Genomic DNA, 23,019 nt, shown 5'->3' on the forward strand with positions numbered 1-23,019 from the left:
AAACAGGTATGTTTACCTAATTGATCGGTAAGTCGGCTTCTACCCTACCTCATGAAATGAAAAAATCTTGATTTTTTTGATGCGAAAAGCAAGTGTGCACCAGATACAACAAAGGAAGATAGTCTTTTAACTCCACACGAATGATCTTTAAAGCCTTGGATATGTGTTTCTCTACCATCTTGATACTAATTCCAAGTTCGGCCGCAATTTCTTTGTGACGTTTATCGTGAAAACGGCTGAGCACAAAAACTTCACGACACTTCTCCGGCAACTGATCAATTACTTCTTGCAGTTGTTCTTGCAATTCCTGCTGAATTAAGCTAGAAGTATCCGTTGAATAAAAATGAATCTCATTTTGACTTAACTCAATACTCGCTAATTCGGCATAGCGACTTCGAACTTTTTGTTTCTCCAGATGCTGCAAGCAGATATTACGAACCATGGTAAACAAAAGGCCACTCACAGAACTTGTAACGGTTAAGCTTTTATCTTCCCACAATTTGAAAAATACATCCTGCACCACGTCTTTGGCAAGCTCTTCATCTACAAACTTCAGTGCGAAATAAAATAAGGATTCACTGTATTGAAGAAACACTTCATTGAGGTTCAAATGACCATCATCTGCATATAGGTGATTAATTCGATTAGTGTCCATTCAAAATGGTTTTGGCCGGTAAATTAAAGAAATAATTTTCAAAACGAGGGTCCTCTCATGAACAAGATTGACCAAAACAAGAGAGGCCCGGCCGAATTTCTACGACTGAGCCTCTTTCTTCTATCAAGTATTTTTTGGCAGCTTATTGCTGAAATACATTGTAAGGTATTGATGTTCCTTCCACTCTCAATGCAACCACACCATGAGCAGGTACTTTAAAGCTAATGGAATCGGCTGTCAGTTCTGTTTGGGTCGTTTTTTCCCACAAATTCCGAACCGAGTAACCATCTTTAGCTCGAATACCAATGGTTTCAAGGTTTAAGCTAATTTCGGCGGTTTCATTACTGCGGTTCAACAGTGCTACACCAACTTGTCCGCTGATGGCTGACACCAAGGGCTTTGCCCAAAGTTCCAAGTCGCCATGATCTTCTAAGCGTCTGGCCTGATAGGCAAATGGATCCTGATTCAAAGCAATAACTTCTTCATTGGTCAGGATTGACAAAGTTTCTTCCGACATGGTTGTTAAGTCATTTCCTGCCAATAGAGGAGAATTCATAATACACCACATGGTAAAATGAGTTTTGTCTTCGTCATAAGTCATCCCGCGGCCTACCTGAAGCATGTCCATGTCATTAAAATGGCCGGGGCCACTGAAACGCCAAAGGTCAGCATTCAAATCAACAATATGCATAACCGACCCAAAGGTATTGTTGATGTCACCCGAAATACGCCATGAGTCCGCTACCTGTACGGCCCATTCTCCCGGAAACTCCCAACGACAAATGTTGTAAACCACATCCGGCCTCAAGGTTCTGATGATAGAACTGATCTCGGTATAGCGGGTTTGTTCATCCAGCTGTAGCCAGTCGCCGCCACACCAATCCACTTTAATAAAGTCATAGCCCCAATCCTTCAGCATGAGCGTCAGGTCTTGCCATTCATGATTATACAAGCCCATACCAACACCAATCGTGTCTTTGTCCCAATACGAAGCACAGGTATTAATTCCGGCATCACTGTAGATCCCGGCTTTCAGGCCTTTTGAATGAATATAATCTGCCAGACTTTTCATTCCGTTCGGGAAGCGCTCTGGGTGAACCACGATGTTTCCTTCTGAATCGCGGCCTCCAAAATAGCCATCATCAACATTGAGGTAGTGATACCCGGCATCGCTTAATCCGCGATTCACCATCGCATCGGCCTGATTTCGAATAATTTCTTCATTAATATTCACCCGGTAATTATTCCAGCTGGCCCAGCCCATAATTGGCGTTTGGGGTCGCTGTGGATGAGTTTGAACTTCTGTCTCCGTGGTACAGGAAAACAATACGGCAAAAGCAAAAATGAATAGATAGTAGTGTTTCATTGTAAAATAAGATTTTGCGTCTAAGCTAAAACAAAGATTCATTTTAAAAATAAAAAAACCGACCTAATTTCATTTAGGTCGGTCAATTGTATCTATTGAATATTAATAGCCTGGATTTTGAACGACAGCTCCTTTACTCTCAGTAATGGCTGAGTTCGGAATCGGGTAAAGCACCTTATGCTCTGCTGCTCCGTTGTTAGGCTTTAGTTTGGCATACTCCACATACTTCCCGTGGCGAATCAAGTCAGTCCGGCGATGGCCTTCACAATAAAACTCATGTCCTCTTTCGAGTAAGAGTGCATCATTAAAGGCATCCTTGGAAAGACCAGCCTGCAAGTTATCCAGTCCGGCACGGTTGCGAACCATATTGATCAAGCTATATGCTTCAGCAGTTGGTCCGTTGTTGATATTATTGATGGCTTCCGCCAAACTCAAAATAATATCGGCATAGCGGAAAACGGGAACATCATTTCCGGCTTTATCACCAATATGAGAAGGATCAACCCCATATTTCAAAGGAATAGCCCCTAAATTAAGTCGGTCACCATGGTTTTCCTGGTTATACACCACACCTCCAGCTTCATACTCTCCAATAATGGTTTCCAATCGTTTATCATTGGCTTCATAGGTATTGTAAAAATCCCATTCCATTTGGTATCCACCCCATTTTGCAGCTCCTGCAATGGCATATGGATAATCAGGAAGCAAAGCATGTGCAGCCCAACCATTGGCAAAATCGGAAACGTTACATGGAATCGCCAGGATTGTTTCGTTATTGATTTCTGTTTCAACAGCAAATACAGCTTTATAGTCACTCAACAATTCGTAACCATATTCCGGCTTCATAATTTCGCGTGCAACTTCTTCCGCTTTTGCCCAGTCTTTCTCATGCATATACAGCTTAAGCAGCAAGGTCTTGGCTGCACCTTTAGTTATTCGGCCCCAGTCACTAGAAGGATAAGAAACCGGCAAATACTGAGCCGCTGAGTTTAACTTTCCTTCAATGTAGCTAACCATTTCTGCATTGGTTTTTCTGGGCAAGTAGATTTCTTCCTCAAAGTTTTCAAGGACTTCCGGATCGGCAATTGGAATACCTCCGTACAAATCAAACAGCACATAAGCCAACCATCCTTGTAAGCCTTCAATTTGTGCGATGTACCGATTTTTAATATCATCTGTTACCGGTGATTCCTTAATGTTTTTAATAATTTGCTCCCCTTTACTCAACCAGTTGTAGCGGTAGTAGCTATCACTTACCCCTTTGGTGTTTTCTGCAGTCCAGGTATGTTCATTAAAAGCAGCCCAGGTTCCACCATCGCCCCAGCGACAAGCCATAATATCAGTACTTACTTCTGTAAATATATTTACCCCAAATCTTCCGTGAGAGTAAAGACCACCACCGCCATATGAATAAATATGAAACAGACGGTACATGGCTGTCGATGCATTTTTTACATCATCTTCGTTTTGAAAAAAGTTCTCCGGATATATTTGGTTAAAATCTTCCCGTTCCAGTTCCTGGCAGCCGATTAAAGCAGCCAAAACAAATATCAATGAATATTTTAAAGTTGATTTCATTCTGTAATTTTTTCAAGTTTAAAATTTAATTTCCACACCTGCCGTGAAGGTACGTTGGTTAGGATATGCCACATTACTTCCTGTCTCCGGATCAGTTCCTGAGAATGGAGTAATAACAAATAAGTTTTGAGCATCAGCAAACACACGTACATTGTCAAAGCCGGCAGGAAGAATATGTTTAGGCAAGGTATAACCCAGCGAAATATTTTTCAGACGAATAAACCAGGCTTCTTCCTGAAAATAATCTCCAACACCATACGCTGAGTTTGCCTGGAAGATAGAAGGTAAAGTTCCTGATTGCTTATCGAAAGTCCAGCGATCTTTCACCTCGTCAATCACATTGGCTCCATTGTTTATGCGGAAAGATTCGGCTCCATAAAAATACCGGTCACCATTTACTGCCCAACGGTTAAACATAGCATGAACAAAAACATTCAAGTCGAAATTCCGGTATTTAAACGAGTTATTCAAACCAACCGGAATTGGCACATTGTAACCAATTTTAACCTGATCAGCACGATCAATCTTTCCATCCGGAGCCCCACTGTATTGTGGTTTGCCACTTTCATCCAGTACACGCCCGCCGTTTTCATCAACCAGGTATCCATTAACATCTTTGATTTTAACGGTTCCTGGAATTGCTCCCGGCATGTGCGGGATTTCTTCACCAACAGCCACTAAGCCATCAGACAAATACGTCCACATAGCGCCCCATACGGCTTGCTCTTCACTATTGATATCGGGTTTCCACGAAGCATCTCTTTTTCTCCAACGGTCGCGATAATAGGTAAAGGTAAGATCGGTTCCCCAGTAGAAGTTGTCGTTATCAAAGTTAACCGAGCTCACTTGAAGGTCAATTCCTCTTGACTGCTTTTCGGCATCCAGGTTCGATTTGATTTTGGTAATGGCCTGATAAGACAATAACGGCTTATCGCCCAACAAATCACTTACTACTCGGTCATAAACTTCAATGGTACCAGACAAGCGGTTATTCCAGAAACCAAAGTCCAATCCAATATTCAGGTCTGTTTGAGTTTCCCATTTCAAATCGGGGTTACCAATATTAGCCAGTCCGATTCCACTCTTGCTAATGCTGCCAAAGCCATAATTCCAACCCGGTGTGTAATAGGTTAATACGCCCGACAAATCATCGTTACCGGTTTGTCCGTATCCTGCACGCAATTTCAGGTTACTAATCCAACCAAGGTTTTCCATAAAAGGCTCTTGAGTCAGTCGCCAGGCGAGCGATACCCCTGGGAATACCCCCCATTGGTTATTTTCTGCAAAATTCGACGAACCATCCACCCTTAGGTTAGCAGTAAGCAAATACTTGCTTTTGTACGAATAATTCAAGCGGGTAATGTAAGAGGCAATTTCCGAAGAACCACCGTAAGAGCCAACAATGGGTTTTTCCCGTTCTCCCAAATTCAGGTTATACCATTTAATACCATCATAAGGGAAGCGTGAATTACCGGCATTAAAACCTTCCCAAATAAATTTTTGGTATTCGTAACCAGCCATTAAGTTGAAGGTATGATCTTCAGCAATTGTACGGCTGTAGTTGGTAATGAAGTTAAACAAGTAATCTTGTTTCCCGTTGTGAAAACGTGCAGCTTTACCGCCTTCGCTAGCTCCCCATAAGGTCGTCGTTGGCAAATACGTATTTCGGTAAGCCCAGTTGCGGTTAAAACCGGCTGATAATTTCAACGTCAATCCGTCCAGAGGAGTGGCTTCTAAAAATGAGTTTACAAATAAGTCTTCATTCTTTGTTACGTCATCCATCTCCAATAAGGAAACGGGGTTTGGAACAAATGACTGGCTTGGATCCAGCACATAGTTTCCATTTTCGTCTTTTACATTCAAGGTTGGGTTAAAGCCTAATGCCGAACGAATAATCCCTGAGTTTTCAAAAGTTCCTCCTCCAAGAGGCACGTTGTCTTCATTGATTGTAGAGAATGAAGTTGAAATACCCGTCTTCAACCATTTTGTCAACTCTTGATCGATATTGATACGACCGGTATAACGTCCGAACTGGTTGGTTTTAACAATACCATCCTGATCGTAAGCACTTAAAGAGATCAAGTACTTCGACGTTTTTGTGCCGGAAGTAACGGTTAAGTTATGTTGTTTGATGGCCCCTGCTTGAGACACTTCATCAAACCAGTTGGTTCCACCTGTAAAGTTGGCAATCTCGCCATCGGTGTAATAAGGTACAAAACCACCGGCAACCTCATCCCAGGCTTTCGGCCCATAGGGAGCTACCTGATTGTCCCGCATGTAAATTTCTTTTTTCACCTTATTACGCTCTAGCATAAACTCCTGAGGATTCAACACTTCAGGCATATTCACCATCTTTTGGAAAGAGTAAGATCCCCGGTAATCAACCGTTACTTTACCTTCGCTTCCTCTCTTGGTGGTAATGATAACAACGCCTCCTGCAGCTCGCGCTCCATAGATAGCTGTGGCCGAAGCATCTTTCAAAATCTCGATTGACTCAATATCGTTCGGGTTGATGGAATTCAAGGTAGTTGCCTTAGAACCGGACGTATAGCGGTTTCCACTAGCTGGTTCATCTTTACCTGTAATTGGGAAACCATCAACAATAATCAGCGGGGCACGGCCAGTAGCAGAACCGCGGATTTGCCAGGTTAAACCACCTCCAGGCTGGGCGCTGTTTTGAGAAACATTCAATCCGGCAGCTTTACCTGAAAGCGCATGAGCAACAGAAGTTACCCCAACTTTGACCAAGTCTTCTGATTTTACAGAAGTAACAGCACCAGTCAAATCACTTTTTTTAGTTACGCCATAACCAATGGCGACCACCTCTTCAATGCCCACAGCATCTTCTTCCAAAACCACATTAATGGCTGTCTGGCCTCCCACTACAGTTTCCTGAGTCTTCATTCCTACAAACGAAAACACCAGAGTCGCATTGCCAGGAACATCAGCGATGGAATAGTTTCCATCAAAGTCAGTGATTGTTCCATGACTGGTACCTTTGACCAAAACGGTAACCCCGGGAAGCGGAGCTCCGGAAATATCTACAATGTTTCCGGTTACAGTAACGTCTTGCTGCACTTCTGCGTTTTTGCCTGATGGAGACAAAACAATCTGACGGTTATAAACTTTGTAGCTTACATCCGCATTTTTAAACAAAGCCTGCAAGGTATTTTCAAGGCTTTGATTTTCTAACTTAACATTTACTTTCTTCGAAACATCAATCAAACTTCCGTTATACAGGAAGTAATAATTTGACTGATCTTCAATGGCCTTCAAGGCATTTTCAATGGTGGTGTTTTCTTCAACCAAAGTAAATCCCTTGTTTTGAGAATAAACCCCATTAGCAAAAACCTGTATGGCTGAAAGTAAAACAACCAAAAATGTAACTTTCATTTTTAAGAAAATTTTTTGACGGGGACTAATCCCCTCTTCTCTCCCACGTTGGGATTGATTTTTTTTCATAGATTTGTACCTATTAGATTAATAAAAATGATTGATCCTGTGCGACCAGGATTTGTCTGAAAGGGAAGTGTCCAGCTTCCCTTTTTTTGTTTTTTTAGATTATTTCTTACCCTTTCTAATTATTACTTTTCGTTTGGCAAACGATGAATCATCACGTTGCTGATTATTTATAATTTCATATTCGATGTCTGAGCTATAAGAAAGCAGCCGAAGAGCCTCTTCCAACGATTCGTTGGTGAATGTTGCAGTGAAAACATACTCTTCCAGGCGCTTGTCATCAATGACAACCTCGGCATTAAACCAATGTCCCAGCCGACGGGCAACATCCTTAATACTGTCTCTGCGGAACATGAGCTCTCCATTCATCCAGCTCAGGTGCTTTTCGCCATCCGCTTCGTAAGTTGCAATCTTCCCGCTGGTTTTATTAGCTACCGCTTTTTGTCCCTGCAACAATCTGCCATAGCTCCTTTCCTCTCCTTCTTCAAGGGCAACCAGCTCTACTCTTCCAGATTCCAGAAAAGTGGTGATTTCAATATCATCCGGATAGTTACTGATGTTGAAGCGGGTACCGGTGGCTTTTACCATGTAGTTGCCCACCTCAACATAAAAGGGGTTGTTTTTATCGGACTGAACCTGAAAATAAGCTTCGCCCAATAGTTTAACCACGCGCTTGTCACCGCTGAATTCTTCGGGATAAAACAACTTACTGCCCGAGTTCAGCCAAACGTGAGTTCCATCGCTCAGCTGAATTTGCGAACGTACGCCAAAGGAAGTTTCTGTTGATTTTGTGATTGTATTTCTTCGGTTCCCCAGTGGTTCGCCTACCAGTGTCCAGATACTGTAAAGCATGAGGGGAACGATGAGGAAAGCTGCTACACGCTGAAAACCGATGTAGAATTTGCGTATGAAATTCTCCTTACCGATTTTCGCCTTGACTTGCTTCAAGTCATTGGAAACATCAATCTTTTTCATGGCGCCTAACCGCTGTGAATACATCAACACTTTTCGAACTTCTTCATAGTCCGATTGGTGCTCTGAAGATTCTTCCAACCAACAATTAAGCTCTTTTTCTTGCTGTTCGTTCAACAGCTTACCACACTCCAGTTCAATTAAGCGATATATCTTGTTTCTTTCTTCCAACGAATCGTGCTTTTATCGTTAATGACGACAAGTCCTCGATTTCCCCCTACGCCTGAACAAGAAAAAACTGTTTTTTTTATTTTAAAAAGTGAAAGGTCTCAAATAGAATCAGTAATGGTAGGTAATCCTTTAGTTCTAGCTTCAGAATTTTCAACGCTTTGGTCATTTGGTTTTCAACCGTCTTCTCCGATATATCCAGTTGTTTTGCAATATCGCGGTTCTTTAATCCCTCGAAACGGCTTAGCTCAAAAACCTCCCGACACCGGGCAGGCAGCTTATCCAAACTCTCCTTAAACAGTGTTTCCAATTCCGATAAAACATAGGTATCAATAGCCTCTTCGGAAAAATCCTTCCCTTCAAACTCAACCTTCGTTCCTTGGCGTTTTTTCTTTTTCAAATAATCAAGACTCCGGTTTTTAACCGACACAAACAAATATGACCTTACCGAAGTGGTGATTACAATTTTTCGGCGATCATTCCAAAATTTCAAAAATACATCCTGAACCATGTTTTTGGTTTCTTCCTCGGGAAGTGAAAACATGTTTTGGGCATAAACACAAAGGCCCGGATAGTAATAATTGAAAAAGAAATCAAAAGCATACTCTTTGCCTTGTTTCATCTCGGCAAAAAGAAACAGTTCCTGAGTATGTTCTTTGATCTCCATTGTACAAACAAATATGGTGGCAAAAGTAGTTTTTTTTAGAGATGACGCAATTATGTACAAGGAAGAAAAATGCCATTGCTGCATCATGCAAAGCCACGAGCTACTTTTCGTACAGGCCGGTATTTCCCTTTTCCCAAACAGGCATCAGCTTTTCAATCACTTCCGGATGCTCTGCCGCAATATTTTTCGTTTCATGCGGATCCGTCAGGTGGTCATACAATTCAATAACGGGTTGCTGCTGGCGGAAATACTTCGACAGTCGATAACGATCGGTTCGAAGTGAAATCCCGTTTCTAAAATAGCCAAACGCCTCATCTTCCCACTCGGCCGGCTTGTCACCCAAAAGAGGAAGCATACTTCTTCCATCGGTCACATGCGGCATAGCAACTTCACACAGGTCCATCAGCGTAGGATAAATATCAACCGAGCTTACCACCCGGTTAACGGTTTGCCCCGTGGTCATTCCGGGCACCCGAACAATAAACGCACTTTTCAGCGCCCGCTCAAAAATGGTATGTTTTCCCCAAACCAACTGATCTCCCAAATGCCAGCCATGATCACCCCATAGCACAACAACGGTGTTTTCGGCCAGGCCTAACTCGTCCAACTCATCCAACAGTTTCCCAACTAGGGCATCAACATAGCTGATGCAAGCAAAATAAGCATGCCGGATTTTTCGGGCATAAGCATCAGAAACCGGCCCTTCCAGTGAGGCCTGTTCGTCGCCCAGCCGGTAGCCATTAAACTCACCGCTGGCGTGTAAGCTTGCTTTATGAACATTAGCCGGAATAGCTGGATTGGGAGACAAAGGAAGGTCTTCCTCCTTGTATAAATCCCAATACTTAGCCGGTGCATTAAAGGGTAAATGAGGCTTGAAAAAACCAACTCCCAGGAAAAAAGGCTGCTTCTTTTGAGCCAGTTCATTCAATTTGCTTAGCGCTAAATTGGCTGTCAATCCATCCGGATAGCCGGTGTCCTCAACATTTCCTTTTTCGTAGGGCGCAACCTGCCGGTTTCGGCTTTGCCTGTTTTCTCCGTCAGCATATCCGAAAAAAGCATTCCAACCAGTCTCCCATTTACCGGGGTCGAACAACATTTCATCCCAACTGTGTGGCAATTCCAGCTCGCTTCCTACCGAATCGGTATACCCATACAACAGGCCATCAGCATAATGACTGATTTTGCCTATGCCAACCGTGTAATAGCCGTTTCGTCGTAAATGATGAATAAACGTTTCGGGCGCTTCTGTCTCAGGCTTTCCCGATATCAGCTTGTGAATGGCTTCGTTAGACAAATGCCCCTTGGTTCGCGGATACATTCCCGTCAATAAACTGCTTCGCGAAGCACCGCAAGTTGGAATCGACACGAAATGATTAGTAAATACTGCGCCTGTTTGAGCCAGCTCATCAATATTGGGGGAATGAATATATTCACTCCCGTAGCAGCCTAACTCAGGACGCAGGTCATCCACACAGATAAATAGGATATTGGGTTGCTGACTGATTTTCCGTTCAATATTTTCAGATTCAGCGCTTTTGTTTTTACACGAAAACAAAGCCAAAATACATAAGCTGAAGTAATTTATTTTTTTCATCGTTTAGCTAGCAAAAGAAGCAGTTAGAGTTTTAGCAAAATCCCGGACTAAGTTTATCAAAAATAAAGGATTTATTCTATTTTCTTCAACCCTGATAAGTTTCGGACACATATCCCCTTCCCAACCCCGCATTCCCAAAGACATTTCCAAGCCCCATAAGAAAGAAGGATTCAGTTCTGACATGCTTCACCAAGCTGAAGCAGTCACTGCTATTCTTCCGAAAAACGCGATTTGCTACAATTCAAGCCCCAAAACAATTCCAACAATAAGACGATGTTCCCAGGAATTGATGCCCTTATCAGACTGCATGGCCACATATGCTCCGGGCTCTGTTTTGCCCTTTTTCCCCTCAACACCTGTATAGATTCGATTCCGACCATACTGCTGATGGCTAAAAAACAGTTCTTCGGTAACATAAGGATTCAGTTTCCAGGAAGTCCAGTTTATACGGGGTTTAATCTTCACATCTGTTCGGTAACGAAAATGTGATTCACCCACCTTAAACATTCGGTATTCCAGCCTGTGCCTGTTTCGCAAACTCCAAAGTCCAATTTTCTTTTTCATTACTGCCCGAAGCATGGGACGGTACTCCTGCACTCTTTGTTCGCCCAAACTATAGCTTTCATGCCGATACAATGCCTCCATTTCGAACCATGCATTCAGCTGATAAGCTAGCTTACCCTGAACGAACCAATCGTAAAAGCCATAACCGGTTCGGTAGAAATTGTTAAAAATAAGGGCTGAACCAAGCTTTTGCCCAATGTCTCGATGAATGTAAAATTCCTGCCAAAATTCTTCCACTTGCAATCGATCCGTTTCTGACTGACCTTCGGCTTTCATGAAAAGAAAAACCAATACGAGCAACAGTACAGATGCCTTTCCATACTCTAATCTAAACTTAAAAAATCTTATCCGCATTAAATTCTGTTATTTGAAATCTGCTCAGACCCAAGCGATCCGACAGAAAAAGAAAACTTATCCAGCAGTCAGCCCTTTATTTGTTCTCTTCAATATTAGAATACACCGCACAAAAAACGGCTTAGCTTAGCAATTATGGCTGCCCACTGAAAGGAGCAGCCATGATTATCTTATTCATTGGTTGAGTTACAATTTTTATCCGTTGAGAAATTTACTCAATCACTACCCAATTGTAGGAATTCGCCGGAATGTGGATGCTAAGTTTCACTTCATATTCCCGATTCAGCTTGTAGGTTTTTGCTTTTCCTTCCTGCTCACGAATCGTTGCCGTTTTGGTTAATCCGGTATAATAAAGCGGCAATGTTATTTCGCGTACTAGGTCTTCATTGGTTGGGTTAAAAAACATCGCCAGCCCTTTCTCTTTCAACTCAGGATTAACATGCAGAAAACCATCCCAGTCTTTTCCTGACGGGCGACGCAAATGCACCAGGTCACTGTTCAAAATATTGCGGTACTTTTTATACCAGTCAACGACCCGAACAACAAGCTCCTTGGTTTCCGGGGCATCGTAAAGCCGGGGTCCACGATAACAAGATTGTACGCCGGAGCCGTAGTTCTGCATCATCTGGTTTTCGTAGGCATCCAGGTGATCTTTCAAGGGTTCAATGGTAGCAGCTGCACCTCCTCCGTGGTATTGGGTCAGCGGAGTAAACGTCCAGCACATGCTTGGAATCCGATCCCATAATCCATCATAAATATTCTGACGGCCAAGCACCAACTGTCGTTCACGTGGCAACGACCAGTTCACTTCCCGGTAGCCAATCCCGGTTTTATTGGAGCCTGAGTTGACATAGAAATCAGGAATATTCATGTAAATCCCTTCACCACGCATCCATTTATACAAGCCCTGAATCTGCGCATACTGCTTCCATTGCGAGTCGCCCAAGCCATTGTGATGCGCATGGCTTGTTGAAGCACATACATTTCCGGGGTAAGAACCATCATTTTCAAAGACACTCATGCCAGTATTCTCATAAAACTTCCTGATTTTCCGAAAGTAGTTGTAGCCCCATTCGCTGCTCAGGCAAGGCGACGACCCAAAAATCATTCCGCCACGTTTTCCGGTTTTCGGGTTGATAACATCAACCTCATCGCTAATCCAGCGGCTCGAAAGCAGGCTATAGCCTCCCAGTTCAATGCCTTTGGAGTTGGCATAGTCCACCAGCTTTTTGAAATAAGCGTAGTTTTCGTCCGATTCATCTTCCATGTTTACGCCACTTCCAAAACTCAGAATCACCATTTCGTAACCAACCTCAGCACATTGATCAATGGCTTGCTTCACCACCTCTTCCTTGGAATTGGTCAGGTGCAGGAAAATTGGGTTTTCAGTAGTCCAAGGCGAGATTGTCCGATACATCTTGCGGATGAACAACCCTCTTCTTTCTTTATCGTAACTGTCCATCGGTGTTTCCCATACCCGGAAGGTACGCAGCGACTCTCCGGGACGAATAGCAGTTTCCGGACCCAATGGCGGTTTTACCTCCAACAAGCATGGGGTTTGCAAGGGATAGTTGGCCTGTGAAGTATAACGAGAATCGGGTTCCCAGTAAGTGGTCACATCCGAGTTGCGTTGCTGCATACCCCCAAAAGCATAGTCTGTTTCAATATGAATATTGGGTTTGATCCATTCTGCCGGAGTTCCCACAAGGCTCTCCCCTTCAACCATCGCCAACTGCTCCAGCTTAAACTGGTTGACCTGCACCAACAGATCGCCCTCATTGATCACTTCCACCCACTTGCTGATGGTTGGAATTCCATCGTAAAGCGCAAAGTGAACTTTAACGACAATGTCGTCTTTGGTCAGGGTAAATACCAGCTCTTTGCCGCTTGGCATTTCGGTGTTGGCTGCCCAGCGAACTTGCTTCCAATCCATTCGGTCATCCAGTTCTTTCACTTCAAACTTTTGCACCTGAAAGGCGTTGGGTAGCGCTGCCAATTGATCAACCCAACGCATTAGGGTATAAGCGTATTCTGGTTGCTGACTCAAACCGCCAATGGTATAGGTTTTCCCGTCAATGGTCAGCGTTCCCTCATTAGAAACTGCACGCAGCAAGCTTTCGCCCGTCATTTGGTTGATGTAGTCAATAGTAGCTAAATTGGGTGAAACCCGAAATACCCGGGCCACCAGGCCATTGCTTAACACCAGGTCTTTATTGTTGTTTGCCCGGTACACTCCGGCCTTGGCTTTTGAATTGTCAATCAGCCAATCGTAGTCCGGTTGGACCAGGGGATGTTCAATTTCCGGCAACGCAGCAATTAAACCATCCAATTGCTTTTTGATGGTTTCGTCCTGCTTTAGCTCAATCGCAAAATCGGGAGCAGCAATTGTCGGAGCAATTTCAAAGTATTCAAATTGTGGTTGAAGCCACACCGCATGGTCTCCACTTTCGCCATCTCCGCCATCTTCAACCACCAGTTCCAAGACTCCTCCGCGCACTTTCTCATCAATCGTTTGAGGAGCATCTCCCTGACGCATGATGCCACTGTTGAAAATCTCTTTCCCGTTATGAAGAAGCTTAAACACCACTGTTCCCTCGTCAGGTTTTCCGCCTTTTCCTTCAATTCCTGCAAATTGCTTTTGATCATCGGTTACCTGGTAATAAACCCGTTTTCCATCTGCTAACGGAATGGTCTGAATCGTTGTGCCCTCGTAATTGATTTCCGAGTCATTCACACCAACTTTAGCCGTAAAGCGGCTGCCATTGTTCATCTTTATTTTGATTACGGAGTGGGAATGAACACCAATTCCCTCACGAAATGCCTCTCCGGCAACTGACAGCTGTTCTCCGGTTACCGACTTGTTTTTCACCGGTGCACCATAAGTTTGCTGCGCCAATGAAATATCCAGGTCAGATAGTTTCAATACTTGTTGTGCTGTACCTGTTGAGCAAAATAAAACAATGCCCAATGCGCTATACAGTACTTTCTTTAAAATTGAATGTCGCATGATTTTTTTATTGAGTAGTAGTCTAAATTTCAGCTTAAAAATAATATTTACCAGTTAGATGCAAGCATCATATCACCCAATTAATACGCTTGCTCGGAAAAATTCTATGTAATTCTCAATAGCTAAACTCATTAACGACTTCAATTAGGAATCAGACTACATCCGGATACAAAAAATCTACAAACATTCGGCTTTGAACAAGAAAAATTAGTTCGAAAAAACCAATCCAGAGCTATCCCAATGCTGAATAACTTCCAAAACATGACAAAAAAAAGCAGCAAGGATTTTGTTTATCTTATCAAAATCCTTGCTGCGTGCATTAAAAAACAATACCTAAAGATTGCTTCGTTTATTTTAGTCCGGCAAACCTGAAATTAAATGCCTCAAACATTCACCTATTTCAGTTCAAACTGCCCATTAAGTCCTTCCACAGAACTAGTCCCAACCATTAAATCAAACATTCCAGGTTCTACCACAAATTCACCTTTATGATTAAAAAAACCAAGCTCTTTGTTTGTCAGCGTAAATTTCACCTGTTTGGACTCGGCAGGCTTCAGGAAAATTTTTTCAAAACCCTTCAACTCTTTAACCGGACGAACTACACTTGCTGCTTTATCGTGAAGATAGAGCTGCACGACCTCTTCTCCTTCAACCTGTCCGGTATTGGTAACATTAACCAACACCTCAACCATTTCATTACTTTTCACATTCACCTGAAGCGCATCGTACTCAAAAGTGGTGTAACTCAAACCGTAACCAAAAGGATACAACGGATCATTGGATTCATCGGAATAGTGCGACCAGAAAACCTCGGGTTTCACATCAGGACGACCAGTGCTGTAGTGATTGTAGTAGATTGGACACTGCCCAACATGACGGGGGAATGACATTGTCAGCTTACCCGATGGATTATAGTCGCCGTAGAGAACCTGTGCGATAGCGTTTCCTGATTGTGTTCCCAAGTGCCAGGCTTCCACAATAGCAGGAATGTGCTGGTCTGCCCAGGGAAGGGCCAAAGGGCGACCATTCATCAGCACCAAAACAATGTTGCGATTCACCTTATATACTTCTTCGAGCAACTCTTGCTGCAACCCTGGCAAATCAATGTTTACCCGGCTCCGTCCTTCGCCCGACAGAAGTCCGTGCTCTCCAAGCACCATAACAACAATGTCGGAACGTTTGGCCAGCTCAATCGCTTCTTTCATCCCTGAGCGGTCTGTCATATTAAACGTCAAAGGAATATGGAAAGCAACCTCACTTGTAACCAATTTAGGACCTTTTGCATATTTAAAGTCGTTTGAGTAAGCTTCCAAACCTTCCAATACTGAAACAGCAGTGTTATCGTCTGATGAAACACGCCAGCTTCCTAAAGGGGAAGTCTTGTCGGATGCTAAAGCTCCAATCAAGGCAATATTTTTTTGATTCTTAGCTAATGGCAACAAGTTGTTCTCATTTTTCAACAGTACAATCGATTTTTTAGCTACATCCAGTACGCCTTTCATATGATCCTCATGATAAAGGAGCTCTTTTTCACGTTCTGTATTGCAATATCGATAAGGATCGTCAAACAATCCGAGTTCAAACTTGAGACGAAGAATACGGCGTACGGCATCATCAACCAACTCCTCGCTTACCTTTCCTTCTCTTACAAGTTCTGCCAGATACTTCACATAGGCATAGGATTCCATGTCCATATCTGATCCTGCATTCGCCGCCAGTTCTGCAGCCTCTTTCAGATCTTTGGCATAACCATGCTTGATCATCTCACCTACGCTTCCCCAGTCGGATACAACAAATCCCTGAAAACCCCATTTGCCTTTCAGTATTTCCCGCTGTAAAAATCGGTCCCCGGTTGCTGGTATCCCATTTAGGATATTGAACGAATTCATGACTGTTTTTACGCCGGCGCTAACTGCAGCTTCAAAAGGAGGAAAAATAACATTATACAAGGTTGACGTTCCTACATCAACCGTATTGTAATCCCGTCCGGCTTCAGCAAATCCGTAGCCGGCAAAGTGTTTGGCACAAGCCGCCATGGTGTTGTTCGCACTTAAATCATCGCCTTGAAAACCTTTCACCCGGGCAACACCAATTTTCGCTCCCAGGTAGGGATCTTCTCCTGCACCTTCCATCACGCGGCCCCAACGGGCATCACGGGAAATATCCACCATCGGAGCAAAAGTCCAGTTTTGTCCGGTTGCTGTTGCCTCGATGGCCGCTATACGGGCCGATTTTTCAATAGCCTCTAAGTCCCAGCTTGCTGCTTCACCCAGTGGAATTGGCGCCAGTGTTTTTTGTCCATGGATTACATCCAATCCAAAAATAAGTGGTATTCCTAAACGCGACTCCTCTACAACAACACGCTGCATCTCAAAAACTTCCTGAGCTCCCTTGACATTAAGCACGGATCCTACCCATCCCTTTTTCAGGTGTTCATACTTATTTTTGGCATCCCCTTCAGAAGGCGCAGGGCCAGTCGCATCATAAAACCCGTTGTATTGATTCATCTGACCAACCTTTTCTTCCAAGGTCATCTGGGCCAGCAAACGTTCAACTTTTCCTTCTATGGTATCATTTCCCTTATCGTTTGCACCAGGGTTGCACCCTGCTAAAGCAAATAACAATGCAAATGCAAGTGAATTTAATCGTTTCATTTATTTTGGTATTAGGGTAAGATTATAAATTCTTACGTCATCAACTTTTAAAAAATCAGTCAACCCGAAAATCGGGTCAATCAGCCCTATTGAGTCACCCGAACATTTTCACAGTGCTGGTCTTTTACAATTATCTCTGGTTTCTCATAGTCAGAACGAACCACCGGATTGATAATTAGAGCATCGCTTACATTGTGAAAAATAAACGCCGGACGAACATTGTCGCCTTTATTGAATAGCTGAATATTATTGAACGTTATATTTCTGACATGCCGCACAAAAAAACCAGAAGCCGGCAAAATGTCGCCAAACATGTTGGGAGTTGGATAGCCCTTGTCATTTTCTTTTACCGCCATTGAAGCTTCTTCCGCTGTGCCATCACTTAAATTTGTAATCCGAATATTGTCCAGGCTGATATTTTCAGCAAAGGCCGAAGAAACTCCTGTAATACTTGATGTTAATTTAGAAGATGTAGTGGCAATAATATTCGATATATGCACATTCCTTAAAGTCCCCATTCCGGGGACTGGCGCATCGGGTGCATGTTTTCTGGCCCGGTTTCCCAAACGTACAAAAATGGGACAATCGGTTTCAGTAATGGTGATGTTACTAATATTTACTCCGTCAAGCACGCCTCCATCAACCATTTCGACAGAAATGGCAGACTGTCCCCGCAAGGTTCCATAGACCGGATCAGGATCGACTGATGGACTTACCACGCAGTTACTAAAGGTGACGTTTTTAAATCCACCGGTTGATTCAGTCCCCAGCTTCAGGGCGTTGCAGTGACTTTTAACGACACAATTGCTCACGGTAACATCCTTGCAAATTGCCGGGCTCGTGCTTTTCAAGCAAATCCCATCGTCATCGCTATCAATGATGCAATCTGAAATTACCACATTACTACAGCCATCCACATCAATCCCATCATTGTTTTTATTACAGTGGTTATAGACAGTAATTCCCAGGATTTGCAGGTTTTCACAGGCCAAATAATGCTGCATCCAGGCCCCTGAATTTCGAAGATTAACTCCTTCAATTTTTACGTTTTTGCAATTAATCATCTGAATCAAATGCGGACGAGTAATTCCGGCATCATCTCCAGGCAGAGTTGATGAAAAGGCTGCTCCCTGTCCGTCAATGATCCCCATTCCAGATATTGAAACATCATTCTGGGCTTCTGAAAAAATCAGCTGCTTTGTTGGCTGAATCGTTCGTAATGCCACAAATTCTGGCTGAATACTCAGATAGTCCTCCAACTTGGTGCTCCCCAAAAGAACAGCCCCCTTCTGAACTTCAAGGTTTACCCCGCTTTTCAAAATGATTGAACCTGTGAGAAAATGCCCGGGAGGGATTATCACTGTCCCTCCCCCTTGTTCTGAAACCTTGTCAATGGCAGTTTGCAAAATCTCAGTAACCAATGTTTTCCCATCCGGTATAGCACCTTTGTCCAGGATATTGATATTTCCGGCAAAGGAAGCATGGCTAAAAAGCATTCCCAAGAAAGCGATAACAAAATGCAGCTTAAGCTTTTTTGATACTACACATCTCTGACCAGGCATAAGTTTATCCTTTAAAAATTAAACGTTACTTTTTGAAGTTGTGTTCTCTGAGCCTCAAATACTGCGGTAGTAACCACCCCATCATTGCTCGAAAATTCCAGATTTTTTCCATCAACCAAAATATTCTTCAGCTCCTTTTGAGTATGCAAAACAAGCTTCCAGCTGCGCATTTTTGCCATCTCGTTATAAAAACCCTCGACGGCCCCAATGGTTAAGATACTTTCAACATCGCCAACCTGATATTGAATACCTGTCTTTGCAAAAACTCCTTTCAAATAATCGTTGCTGATTCCATCATCTTCAATCAGTGTGAATTCGCCGTCGGCACCATCATAAATATGCAATTCAAGCAAATCATTTGTTCCTGCTTCTACGGAACGGGCATATTCGCGTTTCGGAATAATCGCTCCTTCTTTGATAAAGACCGGAATTTGTCCCAGAGGAGCATCTATTTCCAATTCACCCTCCTGATAGTGTTTTCCATCCCAATAGCCAATCCAGCTTGCCCCTTCCGGAAGTGTCAATTTACGGGTTGTAGCACCTTGTTCATAAACAGGAGCAACAAAAATTTCTTCTCCCAATTTATATTCATACATTCGGGTAGGACGCATAACTCCAACACCATCGAGCCTGACTTTATGGGCATATGAATAAATGTATGGGAACAGTTCCATTTTCAGGTGAGCCAGTTCACGAAATATTTTATCGGCCCGTTTCGAAACCTTAAACGCAATGTTTTGTGTCGGATTTTCGGGTTGTGAAAATGGTGTTGTTATGGGCGCAAACAAAGCAAATTCAAGCCATCTGATGTATAACTCCTCATCGATTGTTCCATCTGTTGGAATCGCAAAACCTCCCATGTCGTTTGCCAAAAATGGTATTTTATGAAAATGGCGACTTGTGTCGGTATACATGGCTAGATTCTCTTTAAAAGCAACGCGCGGTAGCCAGGGCGAAAAGTCATGATTCGGATTTTCAACATTCCAGTCGGCACGGGTGTCATCGGTCCATTTCCCTGGGTATTTTTTATATTCTTCGCGCTCAACACCATGACTGTGCGAAAGAATAAAGCCTCTTCCTGCAGTTTCTTTCCCCAGTTTTTGAGTCGTTTCAAACATGGCTTTACAAACAGGAATAGCATCTGTTTTATCCAATTTTATGAAATCCATTCCCTGATCAAAAAAGTGTTTTACTTTTTCTTGGAAATAAGCTGTTGCCTCGGGATTTTCAAAATCAATATCGCCACACCAGGTTCCTTTTACTTCTTTACTACTGTCTCCAATAATTGTGGTACGCAAGCCGTTGTGCCATCCATCTGTGCGAATTTTTTCAGACTTGAAAAATCCTCTCGATTTAAAGTCTTCATATTCTGCTTCATTACCCGTTTTCATGATGGCATCCCACATCCACATCCCTGCTTTAATATCCTTTTCTTCCATGAAATCACACATGGCTTTCAAGTCAGGGTACGAAACAGTATCGCCCACAAAGTCCATATATTTTTTGGGGCCCTGTCCCTGGTTTTCCCAATCCCAAATCCACGAATCAATCCAGAAGGCATCAATGGGGTAATCGTGTTCAATAATCTGATTGACCAACTCAATACTCTGCTCCTGATTGGTATAAGCTCCATATACAATTCCAAAGGCCCAGGCCGGAGGCAATACAACGTTTGTGTCTGCCACTTCGGTAGGCGAATGGACAAACTTTTGGGGTAATTTATTGTTTTTACACCCCAAAACAACAAGCATTAAAAACAGTGATAAAGTGATATTTAACGTTTTCATATCGTCATTTATAAAGTTAAAAATGAAAGCACAAGAACCCCGTATCAAGGAAATGCTCATTTCCTTTCGGACGTTGAGTTTCCATGCTTCATGTGTTAAAAAAAGTTTGTATTTATAAGATTTCTATAATCATTTGAGCCAGTTTAAACTGAGCTGAAGAGGTTAAATGAACGCCATCAATTGTTAGTTCTTCGTCACTTTGTTTAAAAGCCTTGTTTACATTTAGGAAAATGGCATCATGCTGTTGAGCAAGCTTTTTGAACCGCATGATATGTTTATCAATTCGCTTATTTCCACCGCCATATTTTTCCTGACTGGCTATCTTTTCGTTCATTGGCGGAGGTGAAACAACCACTATTTCAGGCACAAATTGCATGTTATTTTTAAAATAATCTTCGATCAAGGCTAAAAGAGTATCCATATTATGGCGAACTTCGCCCATACGCTCTTTAAAAATCTTTTTGGCATCATTGGTCCCCAGCCCCAGTATAATATAGTCCAGCTTTTCTCCTTCAGGCAGTTCAGCCAATGCCGCGTCAAGATAGGCATCTATATTTTTCAAGGTGTTGAGTCGCGGATTATTCAGATTGTCAAATCCAATGGTATTTCCGGCAACCGACTGGTTAACGACCCGTGAATAGGGCAGTAATTTTCGTAACTGAACCGGCCATCCGTTCTTTGCTGCAGCATTCGAATCGCCAATAGCCAGTATATTGAGTTTCTTGTTGTTTTCGGTCCCATCAACCGGAAGTAAACCCAACGCCTGCGGAACAATCATTTCATGTCCCCCTTCAAAAATGGTCAGGCTTAGGTTTGGCAACTCTCTGTAAAGGTGTACGTTTCTATCTCCAATTGCCAAACCTGTATCAGGCGCTGGATTCATCCTTTTTTCCAGTAAAACCAACTTCAAACTATCCGAAACCATTTTCTGCGAATCGTTCGGAAAAAGCTGGCTTGCCAAACTATTATACATATTTATGGAATGGGTAACAGGGACTGAACCGGTATACCCATCGTGAATGCCAGTGTAAATGTGCAGCGTGGCATCTTTCCGTTTATGTTTCGGGAAATCCATCAACTGAGGAGAACGTTTTTGGGCTTCACTTACATCAAACCCGTTTCCTCCTGTGGTTACCTGTTCCAAATCACGGGCATATTTTAAGCCCCGACCGACACATTCAAAATACCAGCTTTCAAGATTTGTAACCGGAGCCCATGCATGAAAACTTTTAACCGGATAAGTCAATTTCATGAATGACATTAAGCTTGCATGCCCGCCGCCGGAAACGCCAATAATATGCACCTCGGAAGAATCAACATTCCCTTTTTTAATTGCAAAACGAATAGCATCTTCAATATCCGAAATTGCCTGTTCGCTTCCGCAGGCTTCAAATCTGTTGTTCGGGCCACGGAAGTCGGGATGGATATAATTCCACCCTCTCAGAACGATCTCGTTGGCCAACGGATCATTCTGCAGGTAGTCGCCACTCCAGGTGTGTAATGAAATGATAAGAGGCTGAGGAGTTGAAAGCGGAGATTTATAAAATACGGCCTGTTGAGTTTCACCATCAAACGATGACGCTATTTCAACCCGTTCAAAATCTTCGGGCCAGCTTTTATCAAGCGTATTATCCCATGCTGTTTTTGCCTCCTGCGACCGAAGGTGCAAAGAGCAAACAACAAAAATCAACACGTATAATAGTTTGTTCTTCATTGTCAGTTGGTTTATATTCTAAAATTCGTCGAACTATTCAGGTTGATAAACCCGAACATAATCTACAATCATCGATTGTGGAAAAATCGTATCATCAACTCCGTGTTTTCCGCCCCATACACCTCCAACGGCAAAATTCATAATCAGATAAAAAGGCTGATCAAATGGCCAGTTCTCCTCCGTTTTAACCTCAGGAGCATAAACGTTGGTAATGTTGTCAGGAGAGTCAAGGTAAAATTTGATCGAATCTTTAGTCCATATCAATCCATAATTGTGAAACTCTTCCTCGGCTGTTGCCAGTGGCGTAATTTCGTGAAACTCCGTAACCCCATGCTGGTATTGCGTATGCACATTGGAGTGTGTCGTATCAGCCTGATAACCGACATATTCCATAATATCGATTTCACCACACTTAGGCCAGCTCACCTCATCAATATTTGAACCCAACATCCACAAAGCAGGCCAGGTTCCTTTGCCATGCGAAGCAGGCATTTTGGCACGAAACTCAATTCGGCCATATTTAAATTCCTGTTTTCCTTTGCTATTCAAACGTGTCGACGTGTATCCGCCTTTTTTGTTCTCCCCGGTTTTTAGGGCTTTAATGTGCAACATACCGTCTTCAAGTTTATAGTACGCTGTGTCTTCAACATATTGCTGCCACTCGTTATTGACACGGCCAGCATCCCACAAAACAAAGTTCCAGTTGTCAAGGTTAACGGTATTCCCGTCAAACTCATCACTCCACACCAAATTCCAGCCATCCTGTACAGGTGAAGGCGGTACATTTTTATTTTCTACGGTCTTACCTTGGCAGCTGGTCAACAACAAGGCGATAAGTGAGTAAAAAACTATCTTTTTCATCCTTTCTTAGTTCTAATCAAATTTACAATGGTCTGTTTTGAAAGATAGGCTGCTAAA

14 protein-coding genes are annotated in these 23,019 nt (G+C 42.9%); all 14 read right to left on the reverse strand.

What is annotated here, in order from left to right:
• Positions 1-49: 49 nt before the first annotated feature.
• Complete coding sequence (locus tag ACRD6K_RS05170) at positions 50-655, reverse strand: RNA polymerase sigma-70 factor (protein ID WP_430972346.1); 606 nt, start codon at positions 653-655, stop codon at positions 50-52.
• Positions 656-797: 142 nt separating this feature from the next.
• A complete protein-coding gene (locus ACRD6K_RS05175; protein WP_430972347.1) occupies positions 798-2,021 on the reverse strand; it encodes a glycoside hydrolase family 27 protein in 1,224 nt (407 codons plus the stop codon).
• A gap of 102 nt (positions 2,022-2,123) precedes the next feature.
• Positions 2,124-3,599, reverse strand: a complete 1,476-nt coding sequence (locus tag ACRD6K_RS05180; protein WP_430972348.1) for a RagB/SusD family nutrient uptake outer membrane protein — start codon at positions 3,597-3,599, stop codon at positions 2,124-2,126.
• Positions 3,600-3,617: 18 nt separating this feature from the next.
• Positions 3,618-6,992, reverse strand: a complete 3,375-nt coding sequence (locus ACRD6K_RS05185) for a TonB-dependent receptor (RefSeq protein ID WP_430972349.1) — start codon at positions 6,990-6,992, stop codon at positions 3,618-3,620.
• 168 nt (positions 6,993-7,160) lie between these two features.
• Positions 7,161-8,201, reverse strand: coding sequence for a FecR family protein (locus ACRD6K_RS05190; protein ID WP_430972350.1), 1,041 nt, complete (start codon positions 8,199-8,201; stop codon positions 7,161-7,163).
• Positions 8,202-8,277: 76 nt separating this feature from the next.
• Positions 8,278-8,865, reverse strand: coding sequence for an RNA polymerase sigma-70 factor (locus ACRD6K_RS05195; protein ID WP_430972351.1), 588 nt, complete (start codon positions 8,863-8,865; stop codon positions 8,278-8,280).
• Between the two features lie 100 nt (positions 8,866-8,965).
• Positions 8,966-10,459, reverse strand: coding sequence for a sulfatase (locus ACRD6K_RS05200; protein ID WP_430972352.1), 1,494 nt, complete (start codon positions 10,457-10,459; stop codon positions 8,966-8,968).
• A 234-nt stretch (positions 10,460-10,693) separates the two neighbouring features.
• Complete coding sequence (locus ACRD6K_RS05205) at positions 10,694-11,377, reverse strand: DUF2490 domain-containing protein (protein WP_430972353.1); 684 nt, start codon at positions 11,375-11,377, stop codon at positions 10,694-10,696.
• 211 nt (positions 11,378-11,588) lie between these two features.
• Complete coding sequence (locus ACRD6K_RS05210) at positions 11,589-14,384, reverse strand: NPCBM/NEW2 domain-containing protein (protein WP_430972354.1); 2,796 nt, start codon at positions 14,382-14,384, stop codon at positions 11,589-11,591.
• Positions 14,385-14,779: 395 nt separating this feature from the next.
• Positions 14,780-17,038 (reverse strand): beta-glucosidase BglX, encoded by a 2,259-nt coding sequence (gene bglX / locus ACRD6K_RS05215; RefSeq protein WP_430972355.1) that lies wholly within the window; start codon positions 17,036-17,038, stop codon positions 14,780-14,782.
• 86 nt (positions 17,039-17,124) lie between these two features.
• Positions 17,125-18,600, reverse strand: coding sequence for a glycoside hydrolase family 28 protein (locus tag ACRD6K_RS05220; protein WP_430972356.1), 1,476 nt, complete (start codon positions 18,598-18,600; stop codon positions 17,125-17,127).
• Positions 18,601-18,611: 11 nt separating this feature from the next.
• Positions 18,612-20,387: a glycoside hydrolase family 31 protein gene (locus tag ACRD6K_RS05225; RefSeq protein ID WP_430972357.1), complete on the reverse strand. Its 1,776-nt coding sequence runs from the start codon at positions 20,385-20,387 to the stop codon at positions 18,612-18,614.
• Positions 20,388-20,499: 112 nt separating this feature from the next.
• A complete protein-coding gene (locus ACRD6K_RS05230; RefSeq protein WP_430972359.1) occupies positions 20,500-22,101 on the reverse strand; it encodes an SGNH/GDSL hydrolase family protein in 1,602 nt (533 codons plus the stop codon).
• A 33-nt stretch (positions 22,102-22,134) separates the two neighbouring features.
• On the reverse strand, positions 22,135-22,962 hold the full coding sequence (locus ACRD6K_RS05235; protein ID WP_430972360.1) for a glycoside hydrolase family 16 protein: 828 nt from the start codon (positions 22,960-22,962) through the stop codon (positions 22,135-22,137).
• Between the last annotated feature and the right edge of the window lie 57 nt (positions 22,963-23,019).

This window comes from Sunxiuqinia rutila (genome assembly GCF_050589705.1).
Lineage (GTDB): Bacteria > Bacteroidota > Bacteroidia > Bacteroidales > Prolixibacteraceae > Sunxiuqinia > Sunxiuqinia rutila.